Raw genomic sequence first — 1143 nt, 5'->3', positions numbered from 1 at the left:
ATAATGATCTTGATTATTACAGTGATGAAGGGAGCATTGATGTTGAAAACGGTCGTCGGATGGTCACGCTTGTTGAAGGACATTATAAACAAAAATACAATAAAGTCAATAGTTTGTTTGTAATTATTTTATATGAATCCACTCAAGAATCCACACTTTTATACGTGATTCATTTGACTATTTTTTATATAAGATTGCCATGTATGAATAGACCATAAAAAGCTAATCATAAAGAAGTTTAAGAAGAAAAAACAACTTCAAAATGTCCTTCAAGCGTTTTAACTTCTTTCGGATTAACAATAATCTTTATATCGTTTCCCAATTTTGCCAAACACTCAAGCATTTTCATTTCACTAATTCCTCGAAATTCTCCACTTAAGAGTTTAGACAGTTTTGGTTGAGTCATTTTCAAAAGTTGACTAGCCTGTTTTTGTGTTAAGTTTTTTTCTTTCAGAATTTGACTAATCTTATGAGCAAGTTGCGCTTTGATAAGCATCTCTCTGGAATCTGAAAAGCCAAGATCCGCATAAACATTGGAACTACCGTGAAAAACATTGATCATTTTAATTCCCTTCTAATTGTTCTACTAACTTGAGACGTTCTTTAATCAGATTAATGTCTGGTTTTGGTGTTGCAATGCCACGGGTCGATTTTTTCTGAAAACAATGCAACACATAAAGAGATTTTTTATATTGTATCGTATAAACAGCGCGATAAGTTCCTTGAATATCGCGTTCAATAATTTCTAGAACATTGGCAGATCCAAACCCCTTGAGAACCTTAACATTTTCTCCTCTATCTCCTATCTGAGCAAGATAAAGAGCATAACCAATCCTTTGTTGAATAAGATCAGGAAGACTTTTTATATCTTTGAGTGAAGAACCAAGCCATATGATACGTTTTATTTTACTCATGATTATTAATATACCCATATGGGTATATTTTCAAGTGGTTATTCTAATTTTGTGATTTTTTAATAACTATTATTAATAAAATTGACTTGATAAAAATGGTAACAAAAAACCATAATTGTTTATTTATCTTATGAAAAGCTGCTTTGTAAAAACCAACGCTTCCAAATGTAAAAAGAACGTTTTTTGCAGATATTTATTGAATATGCATTTGCTTTTGATTGGATTGTTA

The 1143-nt window shown here is 30.8% G+C and carries 3 protein-coding genes; 1 reads left to right on the top strand and 2 read right to left on the bottom strand.

What is annotated here, in order from left to right:
- Positions 1-218: hypothetical protein (locus ACFILO_RS09445; protein WP_375678210.1), on the top strand; the 218-nt coding region annotated here is incomplete at its 5' end.
- Between the two features lie 20 nt (positions 219-238).
- On the opposite strand, the gene ACFILO_RS09440 is transcribed toward ACFILO_RS09445, so the two are convergent.
- Both ACFILO_RS09440 and ACFILO_RS09435 read right to left on the bottom strand, forming a co-directional pair.
- The gene (locus ACFILO_RS09440) at positions 239-562 is read right to left on the bottom strand and encodes a helix-turn-helix domain-containing protein (RefSeq protein ID WP_015856199.1); all 324 of its coding nucleotides are present in this window, start codon (positions 560-562) and stop codon (positions 239-241) included.
- A 1-nt stretch (position 563) separates the two neighbouring features.
- Complete coding sequence (locus tag ACFILO_RS09435; protein WP_273783835.1) at positions 564-914, bottom strand: type II toxin-antitoxin system RelE/ParE family toxin; 351 nt, start codon at positions 912-914, stop codon at positions 564-566.
- Positions 915-1143: the final 229 nt, after the last annotated feature.

This window comes from Bartonella sp. AP72JLCBS (assembly GCF_042195705.1).
GTDB lineage: Bacteria > Pseudomonadota > Alphaproteobacteria > Rhizobiales > Rhizobiaceae > Bartonella.
The sequence above is the reverse complement of the archived record's forward strand: the minus strand, read 5'-3'. Positions and strand labels throughout refer to the sequence as shown.